The organism is Burkholderia sp. BCC0397, from assembly GCF_902832865.1.
Lineage (GTDB): Bacteria > Pseudomonadota > Gammaproteobacteria > Burkholderiales > Burkholderiaceae > Burkholderia.
The window spans coordinates 180,503-197,947 of record NZ_CADFDL010000009.1 but is presented as its reverse complement, the minus strand read 5'-3'; the positions used below and the strand labels follow the sequence as shown (position 1 = coordinate 197,947).

Sequence of the window (17,445 nt, the reverse complement as noted above, 5' to 3'; positions counted from 1 at the left end):
CCGCTCACGCGACATACATCGCGACACTGACGAACTGGCACAGGCTCCCGGCCAGCACGAACAGGTGCCAGATACCATGCCCGTGGCGGATGCGTTCGTCGTTGATGAAGAAGTAGATCCCCACGCTGTAGATCACGCCGCCGGCCACGAGCCACGCGGTGCCGATCGGCGGCAGCGCATGGATCAGCGGCCGCACGGCGACGAGCGCGAGCCAGCCCATCAGCACGTACAGGATCATCGACAGCAGGCGCGTGCGGCGCCCGAGCGTCAGCTCCTGCACGATGCCGAATACGGCGAGCCCCCAGCTCACGCCGAACAGCGACCAGCCCCACGGGCCGCGCAGCGTGACCAGCGTGAACGGCGTGTAGCTGCCGGCGATCAGCAGGTAGATCGCCGAATGGTCGCACTTCTGCAGGATCGCCTTCAGGCGCGGGTTGCGCACGCTGTGATACGCCGTCGAGATCGCGTAGAGCAGGATCAGCATCGCGCCGTACACGCTGAAGCTCACCACCTTGTACGGGTCGCCTTCGAGCGCGCCCATCGTCACGAGCGCGACGAGGCCGGCCACCGACAGCACCGCGCCGACGAGATGGGAAATGCTGTTGAAACGCTCACCGACATGCACGACGTGTTCTCCTGCGGTCCATCGGGAAAAGAAAGAACCCTAATGATACCGGCGGCTGGATGCCATCGTGCTGCGCCCGGGCAAACGGCACGCGGATGCCGTACGGTGCGCGCCGCCGGCCCGCCAAAGAAAAAAGCGCCGCGACAGCCATCGCGGCGCTTCCGTTTCGATACCGAACCGATTCGTCAGGTCATTGCAACGGCCCGGTTCAGCAACACTTCCCTGCTCCCGACCCGTACCGCGCATTCTGACGCTCGCGGAAGAATTCCTCGTACGTCATCGGCTCGCGGTCCGGATGGGTTTCGCGCATGTGCGCGACGTAGGTGTCGTAGTCGGGCAGGCCGACCATCAGCCGCAACGCCTGCCCGAGGTAACGCCCTGCAGTGCGCAGGTCGCCGCCAAGATCGCTGAACATCGCGGCCTCCCGTTAGCGTCCGCTGCCGAGCGCCTGCGCGGCCGGCATCGCTTCGTACGGCGTCTCGCGCACGGTCGGCTTCGACTCGCGGCGCGCGCGCAGCACGGCGATCACGCCATACACCGCGATCGCCACGACGACGAAGATGAACAGCCCGGCCAGCGCCGCATCGATGTAGTCGTTGAAGATGATCCGCTGCATCTGCGCGATCGACTTCGCCGGCGCGAGCACCTTGCCTTCGTCCACCGCGGCCTGCAGCTTCGCGGCGTGCGCGAGGAAGCTGACCTTCGGGTTCGCGTCGAAAATCTTCTGCCAGCCGGCCGTCAGCGTGCAGATCAGCAGCCACGCGGTCGGCACCATCGTCACCCACGCGTAGCGCTCGCGCTTCATCTTGAACAGCACGACGGTGCCGAGCACCAGCGCGATCGCGGCGAGCATCTGGTTCGAGATGCCGAACAGCGGCCACAGCGTGTTGATGCCGCCGAGCGGATCGACCACGCCCTGGTACAGGAAGTAGCCCCACGCGGCCACGCACAGCGCGGTGGCGACGAGGTTCGCGGGCAGCGACTCGGTGCGCTTGAGCGCCGGGTGGAACGTCCCGAGCAGGTCCTGCAGCATGAAGCGGCCCGCACGCGTGCCCGCGTCGACGGCCGTCAGGATGAACAGCGCCTCGAACAGGATCGCGAAGTGATACCAGAACGCCATCATCGCTTCGCCGCCGATCACCTGGTGCAGGATGTGCGCCATGCCGACGGCCAGCGTCGGCGCGCCGCCCGCACGCGCGATGATCGTCGTTTCGCCGACGGCCTTCGCGGTTTGCGTCAGCATGTCGGGCGTCAGCACGAAGCCCCATTGCGTGACGGTGTTCGCGACCGCTTCCGGCGTCGAGCCGAGCACGGCCGCCGGCGCGTTCATCGCGAAGTAGATGCCCGGTTCGATCACGCACGCGGCGACCAGCGCCATGATCGCGACGAACGATTCCATCAGCATCGCGCCGTAACCGATGAAGCGCGCGTTGGTTTCGTTGTCGATCAGCTTCGGCGTCGTGCCCGACGAGATCAGCGCGTGGAAGCCCGACACCGCGCCGCATGCGATCGTGATGAACAGGAACGGGAACAGGTTGCCCGACCACACCGGGCCGCTGCCGTCGACGAACTTCGTCAGCGCGGGCATCTTCAGTTCCGGTGCGACGACCAGGATGCCGATCGCGAGGCCGAGGATCGTGCCGATCTTCAGGAACGTCGACAGGTAGTCGCGCGGCGCGAGCAGCAGCCACACCGGCAGCACCGACGCGACGAAGCCGTAGCCGATCAGGATCCACGTGAGCTGCGTGCCGCTGAACGTGAACCACGCGGCGAGCGCCGGCGAAGCGCTGACGTTCTGGCCGAACGAGATCGCCGCCATCAGCCCGATGAAGCCGATGATCGACACTTCGCCGATGCGGCCCGGGCGGATGTAGCGCGTGTAGACGCCCATGAACAGCGCGATCGGAATCGTCGCGGCGACGGTGAACGTGCCCCACGGCGAATTCGTCAGCGCCTTCACGACGATCAGTGCGAGCACCGCGAGGATGATCACCATGATCAGGAACGCGCCGAACAGCGCGATCACGCCGGGCACCGTGCCGAGCTCCATCTTGACGAGGTCGCCGAGCGAACGGCCGTCGCGACGCGTCGAGATGAACAGCACGATGAAGTCCTGCACCGCGCCGGCGAACACGACGCCGGCCAGGATCCACAGCATGCCGGGCGTGTAGCCCATCTGCGCGGCGAGCACGGGGCCGACCAGCGGCCCGGCGCCGGCGATCGCGGCGAAGTGATGGCCGAACAGCACGTACTTGTTGGTCGGTACGTAGTCGAGGCCGTCGTTGTACTTGACCGCCGGCGTCATCCTCAGCCCGTCGAGCTGCATGACCTTGCTGGCGATGAAACGGCTGTAGAAGCGATACGCGATCAGATACACGCAGACTGCGGCGATCACGATCCAGAGCGCACTGACGCGTTCGCCGTGCGCGAGTGCGATCGTGCCGAATGCGAACGCGCCGAGCAGCGCGACCGCGATCCAGAGCAGGGTACTGGAAGCCCGATTCATGGCGTCTCCTGGTCTCCAATGTGTTTTTTGAGTGGATGCGGCGAAGGGCCGAACCCGCGTGACGTCGATGCGTCGTGCCGCGTCTCGTGGAAGCCGCGGCTGTGGGCCGTAGTATTCCGCGCGATGGGGGAAGCTTACAAGCGCACAACTACGTATGAGGGTCTACGTAGAATTACGTAGATGCCTGTCGCCTGCCCGCCGTCAGGCGTCGGTTTGCATAAATTTGTTCCCAAATTTTGCACAAATTTGTACCTAGCCCCCACCCCGCTTTTTAACCAGACAGGCTCGACCTGCCCCTTTTCGGCCCACCACGTGCGCACTTCACCAGCGTATCGGCGGCCCACTTCAAAGCTGACTCCGTCCCCCGTCATTGCGCCCAGCGCGGCAACAGCAAGCGTGACCCATACTTCCAGCACGCCGGCGCCGATCGACGCACCGGCCGCGAACATCACGATGCCGGCCGGGACCAGCGTCCCAACAATGGCGAGCGACTCGGCACATGCCACACTGAAGACGACGATCAAGACGAGCGCGGGATGCGTCGCGATACCGACAAGCCATGCGTGCATGGGTCACCCGTTCGACGAAGCGGCGGACGATTCCGCCGGCGTGTCCAGCTCGAACCGACCATACCGCAATGCCAGCGTCGGCAGCACGATCAGGTTCAATGCCGTCGACGTGATCAGGCCACCCAGGATGACGATTGCCATCGGTCCCTCGATCTCGTTGCCCGCGGCGCCACTGGTCAACGCGAGCGGCATCAGCGCAAGCGCGGTGACCAGCGCGGTCATCAGGATCGGAATCAGGCGCTCGGATGCGCCTCGCACCGCGGTATCGAGCCCCCACGGCATGCCCTCGATGTGGACGAGGTGCTCGTAGTGGCTGATCAGCATGATCGAGTTGCGCAATGAAATGCCGAACAACGTGACGAAGCCGACCATGCTGCCCAGCGACAGGTCGCCGCCGGCCAACGCGACGCTCAGGACGCCGCCCACCAATGCAAACGGCAGATTGACCATCACGAGCACGACGCCGCGACGGCTCTTCATCGCAAGAAACAGAAGCAGCGCGATGCCGACGGCGGACATCGCGCCATAGACGAGCAGATCGTGTTGCGACTGCGAACGCGCTTCGCTTTCGCCGGAGAAGACGGCATACGTGCCCGCAGGCATCGCTACTTCGCGACTCACGCGCGCCTGTGCCTCCTTCACGAAATCGCTCACCGCGCGGCTGCCGAGCGTCACGGAAACCGTCTGCATGCGCCGGCCGCCGTCGTGCGTGATCTGGTAGCGGCCCGACACCTGACCGATCGTCGCGAGCGCGCGCAGCGGAACCGCGAGCCCGTCCGGGTTACGCAGCATCAACGTCCCGACGTCCGCGAAGCTGCGGCGCACATTGGGCGACAGAATCACGACGACGTCGTATGTTCGGCTGCCCTGATAGACCTGAGACGCGGTGGCGCCCTGGTAGGCGCTCTGGATTGCATCGAGCACGTCCACCGGCCGGAAGCCCCAGCGGCTCAATTGATCCGGCTTGAGTCTCACGTCGAGTTCGGGAATGCCGGGCGGCGACTCGACGCCGACGCTGGCGACGCCGCGAATCGTCCCGAGCAGACGGGCGATCTCCTGCGCCTTGCGGTCGATCACGTCGAGGTTGTCGCCGAACACGTTGACGACGACGGGCGCGGTGACGCCCGAGATCGTCTCGTCGATGCGTTCGACCAAAAACGTGTTGACCGACGTCGTGAGACCCGGGAACCGGGCAAGCGCCTGCTGGATGCGGTGCAATGCTTCATTCTGGCCGGATGCGCTCATCGGCTTGAGATCGACCTCGAATTCGCTCAGTTGCACGCCCATCGGGTCGACCACTTCATTGGCGCGCCCCGCACGCTGCGCGACGAGACGCACACCCGGCACCTGCATCAGCACATGCGTGACTTGCGTACCGATGCGCATCGACTCGGCGAGCGACGTGCCGGGCGCAATCCCCATGTGGACGATGTAGTGACCTTCGCGCAGCACCGGAATGAAGTTGCCGCCCATGAATGGCAACGACGCCAGCGCCGCGACGCACATCAGCGCAACCATGACCATCACGGTCTTCACACGCTGCTCGACCTTCAGCAGCAGCGCCGTGTAGCGCTTTTTCAAACCCGCAATCAGTCGCGGCTCGTGAGCAGGCAGCGGCCCGCGCGTGAGCAGCGCGAGGGCCATCGCCGGCGTGAGCGTCAGCGCGACGCCGAGCGACGCCAGCACGGCGAGGATGTACGCGATGCCGAGCGGCGCGAACAACTTTCCCGCAACCCCCGACAACGTCAGCACCGGCAGGAAGATCAGCATCACGATGAAGGTTGCGAACACGACCGCGCTTCGCACCTCGAGCGACGCACGAAGCACGACGCGAAACACGGGCAGCGGTGTCGGCAACGCACGGTTCTCGCGAAGCCGCCGGTAGATGTTCTCGACATCGATGATGGCGTCGTCGACCACTTCGCCGAGCGCAATCGCGAGGCCGCCCAGCGTCATCGTGTTCAGGCTCACGCCGAACGACACGAGCACGATGAGCGCGACCAGCAACGACAGCGGGATTGCGACCGCCGAAATCAACGCGGTGCGAACATTGAGCAAGAACAGGAACAGCACGGCGATCACGAGTACGGCGCCAACCAGCAACGCGGTGCGCAGGTGTCCGACCGATGCATCGATGAACTTGGCCGGGCGGAACACGTCGGGTTGCACGTCGACACCCTGTTTCGCCAGCACCGGATGAAGCGCGGCGAGCGTCTTGTCGATATCGTTCGTCACGGCCCGCGTATTCGTGCCGTACTGGCTTTCGAGCACGAGCATCACGCCCGGCTGCCCCATGATCGATGCGGCGCCCACCGCCGGCGCGCTGCCCCACGTCACTACCGCGACATCGGACAGACGAACGGCGACGCCGTTGCTCCAGCGGAGCACGACACCCGCCAGTTTTTCCGGCGTGGTGATCTGGCCGTCCGCGTTGACGGCGATGCGCTGGTTGTCGTTCTCGATGAAACCGGCGCCGCGCACGCCGGTCGACTGGCGTGCCGCTGCGATGACGTCCTGGATCGACAGGCCGTAGCGCATCAGTTTCGCCGGATCGACCTGAATCTGAAGCTGCCGAGTCTGGCCGCCGAACACGATCGCGTCGGCGACGCCCGGTGCGCTCATCAGCTGCGGCCGCACGACCCATTGCGCAACGTCGTACAGGTCCATCAGCGAGCGCGTTTTCGACGTCAACCCGATCGTGCGCACCACGCTGGTCGTCGTCGTCAACGGCAACAGGCGCGGCGGCAGCACGCCGGCCGGCAACGTAGCGGCCAGCGCATTCACGCGTTCGGACACGAGCTGGCGAATCTGCAGCACGTTTGCATGCGCGTCGAATACCAGCGTGATGGAGGACAGGCCCTGCATCGACCGCGAACGCATCGACTGCAGCCCGACCATGCCGCCGAGCCCGTTCTCGACCGGCTGCGTCACGAGCGTCTCGACTTGCTCGCTGGTCAGGCCCGGCGCTTCGATCTGGACGATGCTCATCGGTGGCGCGAATTCCGGAAACACATCGAGCTTCGCGCGCGTCAGCGAAAAGAGTCCGTAGCCGGCCGCGAGCACGGCGAGCGCATACACGATGCCGCGAAAGCGCAGCGAGAACCGGATGATCGCGTCAAGCATGGGCAGTTGTCGGATGGATGGCGGGAGAACCGACCTTCGGATTCAGCCGTCGCATTCGGGCGGATCCTTGCAGGCCGTCGCAATGCCCTGCGGCTTCTGTTCCTCCGACAGCAGCAACTGCGCACCCTGCGTCACGATGGCATCGCCGGCATGAAAGCCCGTCGTCACGTCGAAGCCCTGATCGCCGGCGGAATCGACTGGCAAGGCGCGACGCGTGAAGCGATCGGGCGCCGTGCGCACATAAACCCAGGGCTGGCCGCCATACCACACGACAGCTCGGTCGGGAATCGCCAGTGCGGACACGGTCAGGTCTGCACCGGGCACATGCGCGCTCGTGCGGGTGCCGACCGGCAACGCGCGCGCGGCAGCATAGAGCCACGGATTGCCCTGTACCGCCGGATCGCCCTGCGGCGACGCCGACAGCCTCTGTGCCGTCACCGACTGCCCGTCCGGGCCATCGATCGCGATACGCTCGGGAGCGGTATCCGCCTGGTCGGGCGGCAGCGTCACGCGCACGACAACCGCTTGTCCAGCGAGCAACCGCTGGAACAGCGCCGATTGAGGCGCCATCGCGGCATTCGTCAGCACGTCGCCGAATTGCTGACGCAGCGTCGCGGCCAGCGAGCCTTGTGCGGCATCGGCGGACTGCAGCTTCGCGCGAGCCGTTTGCGCGGCCGCCTGCGCATCCTGCAGCGCCTTTTGCGACACGTTGCGATCGTCCGCAAAAAGCGTCCGGCTTCGCTCGTATTGCGCTTGCGACGTCGCGGCGAGCTCGCGCGCCGCATCACGGTCCGCGATGGCCGACGCCAAGCGGTTGCGCAGATCGAACAACGGCTGCAGGTCGACAACCGTCGCATAGGCCGTGCGGCCAGAACGCATGGTCGCCGCAGCCAGCGGCGTCACCTCGATCCGGCTGGCGCGCTGCTCGTCGGGCGGCACGACGACGACCGTCTCCCCGTTCACGGTTTGCACGGTGGGCTGCGCCGCAGGCGCCGCAGCGACCGGTGCCGATGCCCCCGGGCCGAGCGTCCGGTAGATGTACCACCCGGCGCCGGCGACCAGCGCGACGGAGATGACGGAGAAAAGGAACAGTCGGCGTTTCATCGCACACTCTGTTGTAACGGGAAGATGGTTCGAGCGGCGTCCGGTGTCAGCGGTCGCTGCATCGCGTCCTCGAGTGCGCCGGCCGCCTGGCGAACCGCGACGGCCGCATCCAGACGGGCGATCTCGCTGGCCTGGTAGTCGGCCTTCGCCTGCGTGAGCGTCAGGCGATCGACGTCGCCGGCCGCGAACCCGGCCTCCTGACTGTCGAGTTGCTTGCGTGCGGCTGTTTGGTGCGCATCGGACAGCTTCAACGCGTCGATGCTCGATCGATAGCGCGTCAGTGCGTGGTCGAGATCGCCGAGGATCGTGTCCTGCAACGCGGCGGTGCGGGCCGCGGCTTCCTTGCGCTTCGCTTCCGCCTGGGCGATACCGCCCTGGTTCTGATCGAAGATCGGCAGCGTGATGCCGGCCACGCCGAACGCGATCTTGTGCGTGCCGGTGTCGTACGTGTATCCGGGACCCAGATGAATGTCCGGGTATTGCTTCGCGACCTCCAGCTGCAACGCCGATTCGGCGGCGGCATAGTCGGCGAGCGAACCGAGCAGGTCGGCGCGATGCAGGATTGCGTCGCGCCGCGCATCGGCGGCAGGTGGTGGCGGCGCAGTGTCGTCGAAGCCGTCGAAATCGAACGCGACATGCTCCAGCGCGGCTGCAGGAATGCCGATTGCCGCAGCCAGTTGTGCGCGCGCATCCTGTTCGGCTGTCCGGCCGGCTGCCAGATCGATCTGCGCCTGAGTCTGCAAGGCCACGGCCGCATCGACGTCGGGCCCCGCGCTTTCTCCGACGGCGCGACGCTTCGTCACCATCGCGACGATCTGCTGTTCAGCCTCGACCTTGCGCAACAACAGCGCGCTGCGTTCGCGGTCCGCGTGCAGCGCCAGGAGCGCGTCACGTATCTGGGCGCCGACTTTCCACGCTTCGTTGCCGATCGCAAGACGAGCGGATTCCGACAGGTGCGATGCCTGATCGATCCGATATCCGCGCTTGCCCGCGGTCTCGATCGGGATATCAAGTGCCGGCCCGGTTGTAAACGGCGCACCCGGCCCCGGATTCGGCGTTGCCCACTGAAATGGCAACTGAAGAACCGGATTCGGAATCGCGCCGGCTACATCGATGCCGGCCTTCGCCGTTCCCCACTGCGCGCGGGTGATATCCAGCGCCGGACTGTAGTACCAGGCGGCCAGTGTGAGCGTCTCGCGATTCCAGCGCGGCAGCGGCCACGGCGCCACGTCGTGCCCAAGCTCGCGCACGAGATACGCATGCAGTTCGTCGCTCGCGAGCGAACGATCCTCGAATTGACGGGCAATCTGTAACGGAGCGATCGGCTGAGGATGGTAGGTCGCACAGCCGCCCAGCAACGCACAGACGACGAGCAGCGCTCCACGCATACGGAAATCCGGGGTCCATGCCGACGGGGTGTCGGCTTTCGGTCCGGATACTACGCAACCGGTTGTGAAGTTTTCGTCAAGAAGGGGTCAGGTCGACCCGGTACGCGCCAGCTTCGGGGCCGGCAGACTCAACGACACGCGCGTGCCGCGGCCCGGTTCGCTGCCGATCCGAATCGCCCATCCGTGGCGATCGCAGATTTTCTTCACGATCGACAGGCCGATGCCGAAACCCGGCGCGGCCGTACGCGCCTGGTAGCCGCGATCGAACACATGCGGCAGCGCATCGGCGGGGATGCCGTGGCCGGTATCCTCGATATGCAGCCAGCCGTCCGCAAACGAGAACGCGATCTCGCCGCGATCCGTGTAGCGGACGGCGTTATCGATCAGATTCGACAGGACGAGCCCGAGCACGGAGCGGCTGGCCTCGACGCACACGCTGTTATCGATATCGATCCGGATTCGAATGCCCTTGGTATTCAGCGTCGAGGCAACCGGGTCGACCGCGTCTTCGATCGCGCCAACGAGGCTGACGACTGCAATATCGGCAGGCTGTTTCTCGCGCGCGAGCAACAGCAGTGCGTCGACCAGATCTTTCATTCCGTCCGCCGCACGTTCGATCTGCTGCAGGCGGGTACGCGACTTCGCGCTGATCGATGCGTCGTGTTCGATCAGTTCGCAACTGGTCTTGATCACGGTCAGCGGCGTGCGCAGTTCGTGGCTGACGTTCCCGGCGAATTCCTTTTCGCGCTCGACCATCTCGGCCATACGTCGATGGTAGTCGTTGAACGCTTCAGCCAGCTCGCCCACCTCGACTTCGTCGTACTTCCCGGTGTTGAGCGACGCAGCGCCACCGAGCCGCAGCGATTTGACCTGCTGCGCCAGGCTCGCGACCTGCCTCACCAGCAGCCCCGACAGCCAGAACGCACACCAGATCGTGAACAGCGCGAACACGCCGGTGCCGGCCATCAGGGCGTTGATCACCTGCCGGAATCGCTGCTCGTAGGCGCTGAAGTCATACACGCGGTAGAGACGGCCATTGCTGAACGCTACGATCGCGACGTGAATCTCGCGGTCGTCGAGAATGATTTCGTGGGTGCCGTCGGGGAGTTGCGTCACCGAGTCCGGCAGCGCAAGTTGTGGGCGGTCCGCAGCCGATACATAGCCTTTCAGCCGGACGTCGAACGGCGGCGTCAGCGCAGGGTCGCTGCGATACGAACGAAGCACGCTGGCAAGATCGTCGCTGATCAGCGCAGTGATCAGTCGTTCCTCCTGCGCTTCGGCGAGCGTCTTGACGCCCAGTGCCTGCGCGATGAGCAGCACGATCGTCAGTGCGGAGAAGAAGAGCGCAACCTTTGCGCGAAGGCTAACGCGCACGATCGTCGCCCGCCACGAACCGGTAGCCGAGACCATGAACAGTCTCGATCGGATCGCGTTCGCCTTGCGCGGTGAGCGCGCGACGCAACGTATAGACGTGTGCGCGCAGCGTATCGCTGTCCGGCAGTGCGTCGCCCCATACTTCGGTTTCGAGCTCCGCGTGACCGATCACCCGGTCCGGCGTCTGCATCAGCAGACGCAGCAGATGCAGGCATTTGGGCGGCATCTTCACCGGCCGGCCGGCACGCTCGACGGTCAGCGTCTTCAGATCGAGGCGGACATCGGCACAACACAGCGCGGTCTCGGCAACCTGCCCGCGGTAGCGCTTGACCAGCGCACCGAGACGCGCGGCGACTTCCTTGAGCGAAAATGGCTTGACGAGATAATCATCGGCACCGTGATCAAAGCCGTCGAGCTTGTCGTCCAGCGTGTCCCGAGCCGTCAGCATCAGCACCGGCGTGTCGCGATGGTTCTCTTCGCGCAGCTTGCGGCACAGCGTCAGCCCGTCCATGCCCGGCAGCGACAAGTCGAGGAGGATCGCGTCCCACGATTGCGACACGGCAAGCTTCAGGCCGGCAGGGCCGTTCATGGCCATGTCGACCTCGTAGCCGGCACTCTCCAGATAGTCGTAGAGGTTGGTCGCGATGCTGGCGTCGTCTTCGATGACGAGTACGCGCAAGGTGTTCTCCAAAGGTCCGCAAGCAAGAACGATTTTGCCACGCGATCCAACTCCAGACTTTCGTCGGATTTCAGCGAACCGTTTCGGTATGCGACGACGCATATTCCGCCGAGCTTGCATATGCCGGATCAGCCGCCGGCACGAACGTCCGATCCTACCCAGCGGAACAGCTTCGGTCCGAACGACCAAGTCGCGATCAGCAGGATGACCGTCAGCCCGACATTCCACGCCAGGATCATCACGGTCGCATCGAGCGGATGGAAGAGCGACAGCCCGACGCCCGTCATCGCCGCGACGGCGAGGCTTCCGGTCATGGCCACCGGCATCGGCGCCAGACGCGCGACGTGGCGCAGCATGATCAGCAGCAGCAGCGTGAGCGGCACGCCAATGAGCACGAGCGTTCCGAAGCACCGTGCCGTTTCGCCAGGCGACATCCCGTCCGGGCCAAGTTCGACCCAGTTCGTCAGACAACCGTAGCCGACTGTCGACATCCACACGGCCAGTGCCGGCAGCGGCAGCGATGTCCAGCGCAACGAGCGCCCCGGCACGCTCGCGATGAACGCACCCACCGCGGCAAGGATGCCGGTCACGGCAGCAGCCGTCACGCTCGTCACGAACACGCGCTCCTGAAGCTTGAACGGTAGGTCTACCCGCATGCCATGGACAAACGCGACCGACAGCAGCAGCAGCGCCGCGAGCGTCAGCCAGCCGGCCGCGCGCCAGACCGGTTGGCGCAGCGGCCGAACCGGCGTGCTGCCGGCCACCAGCGATTCGATCAGTTCCGGTGTCGACTGCTTCATTGTTGCTTCTCCCGATGATCGAGCAGCTTGCGCAGCGCTTTCAGCCCACGATGCACGGCTACCTTCAACGCCGCCACCGTCATGCCAGTGGCTACGGCCGCTTCCTTCAACGATTTCTCCTCCAGCTTGAGGATCTGGATCGCATCGCGCTGTCCACGAGGCAACTGGGCCAGCGCATCATGCAGCACCCGGGCGTCGGCCGCTTCTTCCATAAGATTCGCTCCGTCGCCTTGTATGGTTTCGTGGTCAGGATCCAGCGGCAGCTCGCGTGACGCATTGCGTCCTTGACGGCGCAGCGCGTCGACCACCCGTCGACTCGCAATCGATACCAGCCATGGACCGAACGGCCGCTCGGGCGCGTAGGTGTGCCGCACCTGGTGAATGGTAATAAGAATCTCCTGCACGACGTCCTCGACGATGTCCGGATGAACGCCATGGCGCGCAACGAATCGCCGGAGATACGGCGTGATGCTCTCGAGCAACCGGCGGTAGGCATCGCGGTCGCCAATCTGCGCGCGCGCCATCAATACCGACCAGTCCGGCGAACCGTCCTCCCGGACCGGCGGCGGCCCACTGTCGGCAGCGTGCGCGACGGCCGACCGAACCAGCCGGATGCGCGTGTCACGAGGGTGCCTCTCGTCTGTCATGTTCCAGGTTTCCAGCGGCAAAGTCCGGCGCAGAAAATTTTCCGGCACGCTGCGTAACCTTTAGTCGTGGCAGAGCGAATTTTCTGACAAGGTCGCGCATCGGCGATCTCAACCTCAGGAGAAGACACCATGATCAAATCCGCTTCCGCCATCTCGTCCCTGTCCGCTGCCATCGGACTCGCGCTCGCCGTGCAGGCGGTGCCGAGCCAGGCACAAGGCATGAAAGACATGAGCAACATGCCGCAGGTCGTCAAGGACAACATGACCCGGATGTCGCAGAACCACCTCGAGAAATGTTACGGCATCAACGCGGTCGCGAAAAACGATTGCGCCGAGGGTACGCACTCCTGCGCCGGTCAGGCAACGCAGGCCCGGGATTCGAAGTCATTCGTGCTGTTGCCCGCCGGCGACTGCAGCAAGATCGCTGGCGGAAAGCTCAAGGCAAGCTGACGGTTCGATTCGCCATGAACGTGCTCGCGAAACTGCACGGCGCGGCGCCTCGCGGGATACCGGCCCGGGCGGGTGTCGGGCTGCGCTTCCGCCACCACCGGACGGTGCTTGACGAGAAGCCTGCCGTCCCATGGTTCGAGGTGCATACCGAGAACTACATGGGGGGCGGCATCGCTCCGTCGTATCTGGATGCGATTCGTCAGGATTATCCGCTGTCGTTGCATGGGGTCGGCCTGTCGCTCGGCAGCGCGGACGGGCTGGATGCCGCGCATCTCGCACGGATACGCGAAGCGGTGCGGCGTTTTGAGCCCGCGCTGGTTTCCGAGCACGTATCGTGGAGCGCGGCAGGCGGGACCTATCTGGCCGACCTGCTGCCATTGCCGATGACGGAAGAAGCGCTCGGCGTCGTATGCCGGCATGTCGATCAGGTTCAGTCGACGCTCGGACGGCCGATTTTGGTGGAGAACCCGTCCACCTACTTGTGCTTCGTCCACTCGACCATTCCGGAATGGGAGTTCCTGTCGGAGATCGCGCGGCGAACAGGATGCGGCCTGCTTTGCGACGTCAACAACATCTATGTCAGCGCGTGCAATCACAGCTGGGATCCACACGCCTATCTTGCCGCACTCCCGCGTGACGCGGTCGCGGAGATTCATCTGGCCGGTCACAGTGTCAGGCACGTCGAAGGCGGCCAGACCTTGCGGATAGACGATCACGGATCGCGTGTCGCGCCCGAGGTGTGGGCGCTGTACCGTGAAGCCCTGCGCTACTTCGGCGCCGTGCCGACATTGATCGAATGGGACACCGACGTCCCGCCGCTGCAAACCTTGATGGAAGAAGCGGCGATTGCTGATTCGATACGGGAGGTGGCGTGCCGTGAACACGCATGCGCCCACGCTGGCTGAATTGCAGCATGTCGTTCGAGCGAACCTGCAAGGCGCGCCGAACGACGCGTCGCCCTGGATCGTGTCCGACGGCCTCGAGCCCGACGCGCGCCTCTCCATTTACCGCAACACGATGACTGCGGTACTGGCGAACGTGCTCCGCCTGGCGTTTCCAGCCGTGCAGTATCTGCTCGGCGCGGACTGCTTCGAGGGCGCGGCCCGTCGCTTCATGACCGCCGCACCGCCGGACAGCGCGTGGCTGGATGAATACGGCGCCGGGTTTCCCGCTTTTCTCGCGGCATTGCCCGAGACTCGATCGATATCGTATCTTGCCGACGTCGCGCATCTCGAGTGGCAGGTGAACAGCGTGCTGCATGCGCCCGACGCGCCGACACTGAATCTCGCACACGTCGCGACGCTGGATGAAGCCGCGCTGGGTGATATGCGCCTGTGGACTCATCCGGCGGTACGCATCGCCAGCCTCACGTATCCGGCCGATGCGATCTGGCGCGCGGTCCTCGATCAGGACGATGCGGCAATGCATGCGATCCGGCTCGAGGACGGCCCGGTACACCTGCTCATACAGCGTACTGCCGAGGGCGTCGAAACAGTCCGTCTGGACGACGACTCATATCGCATGGCGATTGCACTCTTTTCCGGCGGAGCCATTCGCGATGCATTGACGGCTACCCCGAATGCAGAGGCCTATGCCCGTTTCGCTTCGCTGCTGGCCGGCGCGTGCTTTGCCGACACGATGTCCGCACCCGATGCCGCGGCGTCTTCCGGAGAATCGACATCATGCCGAACATGACCCGAACACCTTCCCACGCGTCACCTGCCGCTTCGAGGTTGGCAGGCATCGTACAGCGGCTCGAGTGCGTGCCGTACTGGCTGCTCGCGATCCCGCTGCGTCTCGCGGTAGCGACGATCTTCTGGAATTCGGCGATGGCCAAGCTCGCGAACTGGGACGTCGCGCTCGACCTGTTTCGAGACGAATACAGGCTACCGCTTCTGCCGCCGGAAGTCGCCGCGTACATGGCCGTGTCGATCGAACTGAGCATGCCGGTCCTGCTCGTGCTCGGCCTCGCGACCCGGCCGGCCGCGTTGGTACTGCTCGGCATGACGACCGTGATCGAGATTTTCATCTATCCGCTCGCATGGCCGACCCACATACAGTGGGCGGCCATGCTGCTTGTGCTGCTCTGCCGGGGAGCCGGATGGCTGTCGCTCGACACGTTGATCAGGCAGCGCTGGTTGCGGTCCTGACCTGACGGAGGATCGACCGTCTATCAGTCCGACGTTTCTCGCGGCAGCTTTGCCTGCCGCCGGGCACGATCATTCACGATCTGGTGACGTCGATGGTCCGTCATCTTCTTCCATGCGCGCGCTTCTTCCCGCGTACGCAAACACGCCACGCAGTAGCCGGTCCTGCCGTCGAACGAACAGACTTCAACACAAGGCGATTTGACCGCCATCCTCAATGCCCCCTCGCCGCCGGAACGACCTCGACGGTCACGTGCGACAGATCCTTGAAGCGTTGAAGCAGGCCGTGATAGAAGTGCGAATCCCGCGCCGTGTCGTCGGTCGAGACGGAAACGACCGCGCTCATGTGCCCGGGCCCGAGGCGCCAGACGTGCAGATCGTTGATCCGGTCGCCGCTGCCTTCGATGGCGGTGCGCACGTTATCTGCCAGCCGGCGATCCGGGTTCATGTCGAGCAGGATGCCACCCGTGGCGCGCATCAGGCCGTACGACCAGTTCGCAATCACCAGCGCGCCGATGATGCCCGCGAGCGGATCCATCCAGACCCAGCCGAACGCACGCGCGAGCAGCAGGCCGATGATCGTCAGGACCGAGACAGCCGCGTCGGCAATCACGTGAATGTAGGCGGAGCGGATGTTGTGATCCCGCGTCGCCGAGGTCGATGTACCGTGATCATGTTCATCGAACGCCAGTTCATGCTCGCGACCGTTCAATCGAACGATGGCCTTGAACTCATGAGGCTCAGGGATGTCGTCGACCGACTCCAGATAGCCACTGCGACTTGTCATCGCGAATGCCTGCCGGGAACCGTCCGGACGAATCGTCGTCACCGACACGGCGTTCGCGTCGACGAGTTTCGTTTCGTTCGTGGCGGCCGCCACGCGGAAAACCGGAGGAACACCATCTTCGAACACCGATACGAGGAATACGCCCTGCTGATCGAAGATCTGGTGCACGTCCTCTTCGTGCGCGTGATCGTCGTGACCGCCATGCGCGTGTCCGTGATGATGGCCGTGGCTGTGCCCATGGCTATGGCCGTGGTGACTACCGCTTAACAGCCAAACGCTCGCGATGTTGACGAGCAGGCCGGCAACCGCAATTGGAATCGCCTCGCCGAAATGGATCGGCACCGGGGCAAGCAAGCGCGCAATCGCTTCATACCCGATCAGCAGCGCGATCATCGCAAGCACGATGGCGCTCGTGAAGCCGGCCAGGTCGCCGAGCTTCCCCGTGCCGAATACGAAACGCGGGTCACTCGCGTGTTTGCGTGCATAGGTATAGGCCAACGCTGCAATCAGCATCGCGCCGGCATGCGTCGACATGTGCAGCCCGTCGGCGATGAGCGCCAGCGAGCCGAAGATCGACCCGCCGACGATCTCGGCCACCATCATCGCCGCACACAACCCGATGACCATCCAGGTCCTGCGCTCGTTCTCTTCGTGTGCAGCGCCTAGAAAAATATGGTCGTGCCCCGCACCGAAGGCAGCATCCTTGAATTCGCTCATTCCAGCACCCGATTACTTGAAATAGCTGTGAACGACTTCGATCAACTGTTCGGTCGCGCTGCCTTCGTCCTCATGCCCTTCGGCATCGACAAGATGGCTGCGGATGTGATCCTCGAGCACGACCGCGAGCAGTCCGTTCATTGCGCCGCGGCTGCTCGTGATGAGTTGGAGGATTTCGTTGCAGCCGCGCTCTTCTTCCAGCGCACGCTCGATCGCTTCGACCTGCCCCTTGATGCGGCGGACGCGATTCAGCAGCTTCTGCTTTTCCTTGATGGTGTGGCTCATGGTGGCTCCTTCATATAGCGGGGGGAGTATATTCCAATTCCCGATTCCATATAGGGAGGAGGGGTATGCGTCGGGTTAATGCAAGGTTGGCCTGTAAGCGTGCGTCGGGAGGATCCGGGAGCCATTTAATTGGACGGCCAGCCTAAGAGGGCCGGCGCCAATCCACGTATCCCCGTCCGTCTGCGACAGCTGAACGAGCGTAGGCGTCCAGTTGCGTCATATCGCGTCCTGCGACAACGAAAAC

At 64.6% G+C, this 17,445-nt stretch carries 18 protein-coding genes; 4 read left to right on the top strand and 14 right to left on the bottom strand.

Features of this window, described 5'->3' with window-relative positions; translation table 11 throughout:
- Positions 1 to 4: 4 nt before the first annotated feature.
- The 11 genes from HWX03_RS25435 to HWX03_RS25385 all read right to left on the bottom strand — a co-directional run bounded on the left by HWX03_RS25435 (position 5) and on the right by HWX03_RS25385 (position 12,815).
- On the bottom strand, positions 5 to 625 hold the full coding sequence (locus HWX03_RS25435; RefSeq protein ID WP_174432860.1) for a hemolysin III family protein: 621 nt from the start codon (positions 623 to 625) through the stop codon (positions 5 to 7).
- Positions 626 to 833: 208 nt separating this feature from the next.
- The gene (locus HWX03_RS25430; protein WP_174389987.1) at positions 834 to 1,040 is read right to left on the bottom strand and encodes a YbdD/YjiX family protein; all 207 of its coding nucleotides are present in this window, start codon (positions 1,038 to 1,040) and stop codon (positions 834 to 836) included.
- 12 nt (positions 1,041 to 1,052) lie between these two features.
- Complete coding sequence (locus HWX03_RS25425; RefSeq protein ID WP_175873115.1) at positions 1,053 to 3,131, bottom strand: carbon starvation CstA family protein; 2,079 nt, start codon at positions 3,129 to 3,131, stop codon at positions 1,053 to 1,055.
- 134 nt (positions 3,132 to 3,265) lie between these two features.
- Positions 3,266 to 3,700, bottom strand: a complete 435-nt coding sequence (locus HWX03_RS37035; RefSeq protein ID WP_244132769.1) for a hypothetical protein — start codon at positions 3,698 to 3,700, stop codon at positions 3,266 to 3,268.
- Positions 3,701 to 3,703: 3 nt separating this feature from the next.
- On the bottom strand, positions 3,704 to 6,823 hold the full coding sequence (locus HWX03_RS25415; protein WP_175873114.1) for an efflux RND transporter permease subunit: 3,120 nt from the start codon (positions 6,821 to 6,823) through the stop codon (positions 3,704 to 3,706).
- A 42-nt stretch (positions 6,824 to 6,865) separates the two neighbouring features.
- Positions 6,866 to 7,927: a metal transporter gene (locus HWX03_RS25410; protein WP_175873113.1), complete on the bottom strand. Its 1,062-nt coding sequence runs from the start codon at positions 7,925 to 7,927 to the stop codon at positions 6,866 to 6,868.
- Positions 7,924 to 9,315 (bottom strand): TolC family protein, encoded by a 1,392-nt coding sequence (locus HWX03_RS25405; RefSeq protein WP_175873112.1) that lies wholly within the window; start codon positions 9,313 to 9,315, stop codon positions 7,924 to 7,926. Before HWX03_RS25405 ends, HWX03_RS25410 begins: the two co-directional genes overlap by 4 nt.
- 87 nt (positions 9,316 to 9,402) lie before the next feature.
- Entirely contained in the window at positions 9,403 to 10,689 is a 1,287-nt protein-coding gene (locus HWX03_RS25400) for a HAMP domain-containing sensor histidine kinase (protein WP_244132767.1), read from the bottom strand.
- Positions 10,679 to 11,368 (bottom strand): response regulator transcription factor, encoded by a 690-nt coding sequence (locus HWX03_RS25395; RefSeq protein ID WP_175873110.1) that lies wholly within the window; start codon positions 11,366 to 11,368, stop codon positions 10,679 to 10,681. Before HWX03_RS25395 ends, HWX03_RS25400 begins: the two co-directional genes overlap by 11 nt.
- A gap of 128 nt (positions 11,369 to 11,496) precedes the next feature.
- On the bottom strand, positions 11,497 to 12,168 hold the full coding sequence (locus HWX03_RS25390) for an NrsF family protein (RefSeq protein WP_175873109.1): 672 nt from the start codon (positions 12,166 to 12,168) through the stop codon (positions 11,497 to 11,499).
- Complete coding sequence (locus tag HWX03_RS25385; protein ID WP_244132777.1) at positions 12,165 to 12,815, bottom strand: sigma-70 family RNA polymerase sigma factor; 651 nt, start codon at positions 12,813 to 12,815, stop codon at positions 12,165 to 12,167. Before HWX03_RS25385 ends, HWX03_RS25390 begins: the two co-directional genes overlap by 4 nt.
- A gap of 129 nt (positions 12,816 to 12,944) precedes the next feature.
- Between HWX03_RS25385 and HWX03_RS25380 the strand changes: the two genes are divergently transcribed.
- The 4 genes from HWX03_RS25380 to HWX03_RS25365 are packed head-to-tail and all read left to right on the top strand — an operon-like array spanning position 12,945 to position 15,415.
- Entirely contained in the window at positions 12,945 to 13,265 is a 321-nt protein-coding gene (locus tag HWX03_RS25380) for a DUF2282 domain-containing protein (RefSeq protein ID WP_175873108.1), read from the top strand.
- Between the two features lie 14 nt (positions 13,266 to 13,279).
- Positions 13,280 to 14,170: a DUF692 domain-containing protein gene (locus tag HWX03_RS25375; protein ID WP_175873107.1), complete on the top strand. Its 891-nt coding sequence runs from the start codon at positions 13,280 to 13,282 to the stop codon at positions 14,168 to 14,170.
- On the top strand, positions 14,142 to 14,960 hold the full coding sequence (locus HWX03_RS25370; RefSeq protein ID WP_175873106.1) for a DNA-binding domain-containing protein: 819 nt from the start codon (positions 14,142 to 14,144) through the stop codon (positions 14,958 to 14,960). Before HWX03_RS25375 ends, HWX03_RS25370 begins: the two co-directional genes overlap by 29 nt.
- On the top strand, positions 14,957 to 15,415 hold the full coding sequence (locus tag HWX03_RS25365) for a DoxX family protein (protein ID WP_175873195.1): 459 nt from the start codon (positions 14,957 to 14,959) through the stop codon (positions 15,413 to 15,415). Before HWX03_RS25370 ends, HWX03_RS25365 begins: the two co-directional genes overlap by 4 nt.
- Before the next feature lie 23 nt (positions 15,416 to 15,438).
- On the opposite strand, the gene HWX03_RS25360 is transcribed toward HWX03_RS25365, so the two are convergent.
- From HWX03_RS25360 to HWX03_RS25350, 3 genes are read right to left on the bottom strand one after another with little or no spacing between them, the layout of a single operon-like run.
- Positions 15,439 to 15,624: a DUF1289 domain-containing protein gene (locus tag HWX03_RS25360; RefSeq protein WP_175873105.1), complete on the bottom strand. Its 186-nt coding sequence runs from the start codon at positions 15,622 to 15,624 to the stop codon at positions 15,439 to 15,441.
- 2 nt (positions 15,625 to 15,626) lie between these two features.
- Positions 15,627 to 16,916, bottom strand: coding sequence for a CDF family Co(II)/Ni(II) efflux transporter DmeF (gene dmeF, locus HWX03_RS25355; protein ID WP_175873104.1), 1,290 nt, complete (start codon positions 16,914 to 16,916; stop codon positions 15,627 to 15,629).
- Between the two features lie 12 nt (positions 16,917 to 16,928).
- Positions 16,929 to 17,201, bottom strand: a complete 273-nt coding sequence (locus HWX03_RS25350; RefSeq protein WP_166890253.1) for a metal/formaldehyde-sensitive transcriptional repressor — start codon at positions 17,199 to 17,201, stop codon at positions 16,929 to 16,931.
- Positions 17,202 to 17,445 lie beyond the last annotated feature (244 nt).

What these genes read in the sequence shown, in the direction of transcription:
- HWX03_RS25430 (WP_174389987.1), bottom strand. Translation starts at nt 1,040, where the DNA reads ATGTTCAGCGATCTTGGCGGCGACCTGCGCACTGCAGGGCGTTACCTC.
- HWX03_RS25425 (WP_175873115.1), bottom strand. Translation starts at nt 3,131, where the DNA reads ATGAATCGGGCTTCCAGTACCCTGCTCTGGATCGCGGTCGCGCTGCTC.
- HWX03_RS37035 (WP_244132769.1), bottom strand. Translation starts at nt 3,700, where the DNA reads ATGCACGCATGGCTTGTCGGTATCGCGACGCATCCCGCGCTCGTCTTG.
- HWX03_RS25415 (WP_175873114.1), bottom strand. Translation starts at nt 6,823, where the DNA reads ATGCTTGACGCGATCATCCGGTTCTCGCTGCGCTTTCGCGGCATCGTG.
- HWX03_RS25410 (WP_175873113.1), bottom strand. Translation starts at nt 7,927, where the DNA reads ATGAAACGCCGACTGTTCCTTTTCTCCGTCATCTCCGTCGCGCTGGTC.
- HWX03_RS25405 (WP_175873112.1), bottom strand. Translation starts at nt 9,315, where the DNA reads ATGCGTGGAGCGCTGCTCGTCGTCTGTGCGTTGCTGGGCGGCTGTGCG.
- HWX03_RS25390 (WP_175873109.1), bottom strand. Translation starts at nt 12,168, where the DNA reads ATGAAGCAGTCGACACCGGAACTGATCGAATCGCTGGTGGCCGGCAGC.
- HWX03_RS25385 (WP_244132777.1), bottom strand. Translation starts at nt 12,815, where the DNA reads ATGACAGACGAGAGGCACCCTCGTGACACGCGCATCCGGCTGGTTCGG.
- HWX03_RS25380 (WP_175873108.1), top strand. Translation starts at nt 12,945, where the DNA reads ATGATCAAATCCGCTTCCGCCATCTCGTCCCTGTCCGCTGCCATCGGA.
- HWX03_RS25375 (WP_175873107.1), top strand. Translation starts at nt 13,280, where the DNA reads ATGAACGTGCTCGCGAAACTGCACGGCGCGGCGCCTCGCGGGATACCG.
- HWX03_RS25365 (WP_175873195.1), top strand. Translation starts at nt 14,957, where the DNA reads ATGACCCGAACACCTTCCCACGCGTCACCTGCCGCTTCGAGGTTGGCA.
- HWX03_RS25360 (WP_175873105.1), bottom strand. Translation starts at nt 15,624, where the DNA reads ATGGCGGTCAAATCGCCTTGTGTTGAAGTCTGTTCGTTCGACGGCAGG.
- dmeF (WP_175873104.1), bottom strand. Translation starts at nt 16,916, where the DNA reads ATGAGCGAATTCAAGGATGCTGCCTTCGGTGCGGGGCACGACCATATT.
- HWX03_RS25350 (WP_166890253.1), bottom strand. Translation starts at nt 17,201, where the DNA reads ATGAGCCACACCATCAAGGAAAAGCAGAAGCTGCTGAATCGCGTCCGC.